This is a genomic window from Phytobacter sp. V69 (genome assembly GCF_965644215.1).
Lineage (GTDB): Bacteria > Pseudomonadota > Gammaproteobacteria > Enterobacterales > Enterobacteriaceae > Phytobacter.
In genome coordinates this window covers 1-3,465 of the sequence record NZ_CBFFRL010000323.1, presented here as the reverse complement: position 1 = coordinate 3,465, position 3,465 = coordinate 1, and the positions used below count along the sequence as shown (strand labels likewise).

General features: G+C 49.8%; 3 protein-coding genes and 1 pseudogene. 3 read left to right on the top strand and 1 reads right to left on the bottom strand.

Translation table 11 applies throughout. From position 1 onward, the window contains the following. Positions 1–74: 74 nt before the first annotated feature. Both miaE and ACSZPU_RS24485 read left to right on the top strand, forming a co-directional pair. Positions 75–434 (top strand): annotated as a pseudogene (gene miaE / locus ACSZPU_RS24490) (tRNA isopentenyl-2-thiomethyl-A-37 hydroxylase MiaE); the annotation flags it as partial. A gap of 92 nt (positions 435–526) precedes the next feature. Further along, a complete protein-coding gene (locus ACSZPU_RS24485) occupies positions 527–1,354 on the top strand; it encodes a topoisomerase II (RefSeq protein WP_499004176.1) in 828 nt (275 codons plus the stop codon). Between the two features lie 42 nt (positions 1,355–1,396). Here ACSZPU_RS24485 and ACSZPU_RS24480 read toward each other — a convergent pair whose 3' ends face one another. Next, positions 1,397–1,900 carry a GNAT family N-acetyltransferase gene (locus tag ACSZPU_RS24480; RefSeq protein ID WP_499004174.1) on the bottom strand — a complete coding sequence of 168 codons (504 nt, stop codon included), beginning with the start codon at positions 1,898–1,900 and terminating at the stop codon, positions 1,397–1,399. A 178-nt stretch (positions 1,901–2,078) separates the two neighbouring features. On the opposite strand from ACSZPU_RS24480, the gene ACSZPU_RS24475 reads away from it, so the two are divergent. Continuing rightward, entirely contained in the window at positions 2,079–3,281 is a 1,203-nt protein-coding gene (locus tag ACSZPU_RS24475; RefSeq protein WP_499004172.1) for a YjgN family protein, read from the top strand. The last annotated feature ends 184 nt before the right edge of the window (positions 3,282–3,465 follow it).

Here is a 3,465-nt window from a genome sequence, read left to right as displayed (position 1 = left end):
CCATAAATTAACCTGCTTTTGATGTTGGATTGAACATATCAAAATCAGGCAATTACACAATTTTATGTACAGGCTCGCGCGATATTCCCTATGTGAAGATCACCGCCAGCCGCTATGCGAAAGGTATGCTCAAGGGCGTGCGAACCCATGAGCCGCTCACGCTTATCGATAAGCTGATTTGCGGTGCCTATATCGAAGCGCGCTCCTGCGAACGTTTTGCCGCGCTGGCGCCGCATCTTGAAGACGAACTGCAGAAATTCTATCTGTCGCTGCTGCGTTCCGAAGCCCGCCACTATCAGGATTATCTCGCACTGGCTCAGCAGGTCTCGGAAACCGATATCGCCCCGCGAGTGCGCTATTTCGGTGAGATCGAAGCGGAGTTAATCACTTCGCCGGATCCGGAATTTCGTTTCCACAGCGGCGTGCCTGTCTGACCTGCCAGAATCAGTAGTTATGCCGCCTGGCGGGGTGACAATCCCCGTCAGGCTGGTACAACAGTCCGCACTGTTGTTATAAGGAATCTGAAATGAACTGGACGTCTATTTTACTCTCCGCTTTTGTCGCCGGTCTGGCGGCTGCGCTCACGCAGTATCTTCGCCGGAAAGGGAAAATCGGGGGTATCACCTCAGCGGTGATTATTTTGGTCGTTATTCTGGCCTGGGGTTATGGCTATCGGAATTACCTGGAGCCGTACCTGGGAAACAGCGGTGAATCGCAGATGGAAGCGGCACTTCGTGCAATGGATAGCATGCCTACGTATCAGGTGTTGCGTGAACAGGAGCCAGAGTTGCTGGAGAAAATTCGCACGAATGCGAAAGCGATGCAAAAGGAAGGCAAAACCCAGCAGCAGATTATTGATTACATTCAGCCTCTGGTGTTGGGTGTGCAAATGGCGCGCTTACAAAACGCGACGGATGACAATGTAGTTGCCTATATGCGCATCAATATGGAGCAAACCGCCCTGATACAAAAAGTCAGCGATGATGACTGTTTCCGTTTTCTGTTCCCGACGGTGAAAGGGGGAATCAATCCTGCAAAAATGGTGTCTCGCGATTTCCTTTTCAATCGAATGAATACTGATGCGACGATGATGCGTTCAGCCTATGGTGCGAATCGTCATACGGTAACGGATAAAGAACGCCAGGACGCGCAGCAGCATATTCAGCCTGTTGTCGCGGTGCTGGTCAAAAAGTACGGGCAGGATATCGAGATCATGCCGGACCCACGTAAGGGCATCGGCAAAGAGAAGATCGTCTGCGACATGGTGCAGGACTTGTGGAATAACGTGCTGAAGTTACCGCAGGATCAGGCCGCGGGGATCGTGCGTTTTGTCATGGCGGCGGAAAATCAGTAACGTGCTTCCCTCTCCCGTGTAAGGCGGGAGAGGGCAATTTAGCTACAGCGTTTTAAGCATTCGCACTTCGCAGTCCACATGACCGGTACAGCCCAGCGGCTCGCTGATGTGTTCAAAGCCGAGATGTTCGTACAGGCCAATCGCCTCTTTTAAGAACTCCGTTGTTTCCAGATAACAGCGGGTAAAACCCTGCGCGCGGGCATGATCTAAGGCGAGCAGCGCCAGTTTTTTTGCCAGCCCCTGGCCACGAACTGAGGAGAGGAAATACATCTTCTGCAGTTCGCAAATATCCGCATCGCTACAGCTTAATGGCGCAACGCCACCGCCGCCCGCGACGATGCCATCCTGCTCAACCACCCAATAGGCGTGCCCCGGCTGGCTGTAGAGTTGATACAGCTCGTCCAGGTTGGGATCCGCCACGGTATAGCCTTTATCGGCGGTAAGACCGTATTCGGCAGAAACCCGACGAATAACGGAGGCAATCGCGGCATTATCCCCGGCAGTCAACCGGCGTAATGTCACGCTCTGCTTAGCCACAACATTCATACAATCGCTCAATAAAATACACTCATTTATACGCGTATTTAATAGCACTCTCTGAAAGTGGCTGCAAGTTGTTTAATTAGGGTGTGATTTATAAAGCGATGCGTTATGGTAGCGCGCTTCACGGAAGTGATAATCATTATTTATCAAATCAATTTTTATATTTAAGGATGATGTGGTTATGAACGGTGATATCCGTTATACAAATAATTTCCGGCAAGCATTTATATTTCATGGCAAAGGTTTGGATTATTTTCTTATCTCTCTGGTTAATATTCTGCTGAGTGTGATTACCTTAGGTATCTATGTGCCATGGGCGATGGTACGTTCCCGGCGATATGTGTACGAAAACATGGAATTGAACGGTGCCCGTTTTGGCTATCATGCAAAGGGTGGCGCGCTCTTTCTGAGTTGGCTGCTGATGTCGATATTTCTTTTTATCCTGATCGTTGTGGCAGAAATTCTCCATCCTTTCTTGGGGGCGCTGGTGATCTTTCTGCTGATGCTGGTTATGCCATTCTTTATGGTAAAAAGCCTGCAATATAATGCGTTGATGACCACGTTAAATAATGTGCGCTTCGCCTTTCATTGTTCGATGAAAAGTGCCTGGTGGATTATGATGGGGCTGCCAACGCTGCTGCTTATTCTGCTGTGCGTCATTATTTATGGCCTCGGGAATATGATGTTTAGCGGTTACGATTTTGACCGTTTTATGCTTAATATTGGCATTCTGATCCTCATTGGTATTGTGGGGATGAGTATTATGAATGGCTACGTCTACGCCAAATGGTTATCCCTGACCGGGAAAGGCGGCCAGTTTGGCGTGCATAAATTTGATATCCGCGTCAGTACGGCATACTGCATTAAAGCCTGCCTGTTCTCTTTATGCATTCTGGTTCCGTTTCTGGGGCTGATGTTTTATTTACTCTCGACCTCCTTTAGCAGCATAGGGATGTTGAGTGTGATGGGGGGCTCAAGTGACGCTGCACAATTAGCGATGATGTCGCAGCACCGTGGACAGATCCTGCTGTGCTACCTGCTTTATCTTGGTGCCATTGTGCTGTCATCGGCCTATATCTGGCAGGCTTTCCGCAATCACTTTGTGAATGGCCTGACGCTGGCGCAAGGGCGCATTCGCTTTGCTTCCACGCTGACATTCCATGGCGTTGTGGTGCAACTGCTGCTGCTGATCGTTGTCTCTGGCATTACGCTCGGCATTGCTTATCCGTGGATGAAAATGCGCTTTATTCGCTACCAGGCCATCCATTCCCATGTGGAAGGGGACCTGGACGGTGTTGTATTGACGGACCATGCCGAGCAGGTTGAAAAAGGCTTTATCGCGACGATTTCTCGCGGGGTGATGCCGATAGTACCATTCCTCTGATATTCAAAAGGCCGGAGTCTGCTTCGGCCTTTATTGCTTTCACGCCATACCATCTCAATCCCGTGCTGACAAGACCAGTAATATTGGGCGCTACATTTTTGGTACAAAGTTGGCGGATTCAACTCCGAAGTGCAACGCTAAGCCGCCAATCTTAGCTCTGCAAACACCACAGACGGTTGCCTGA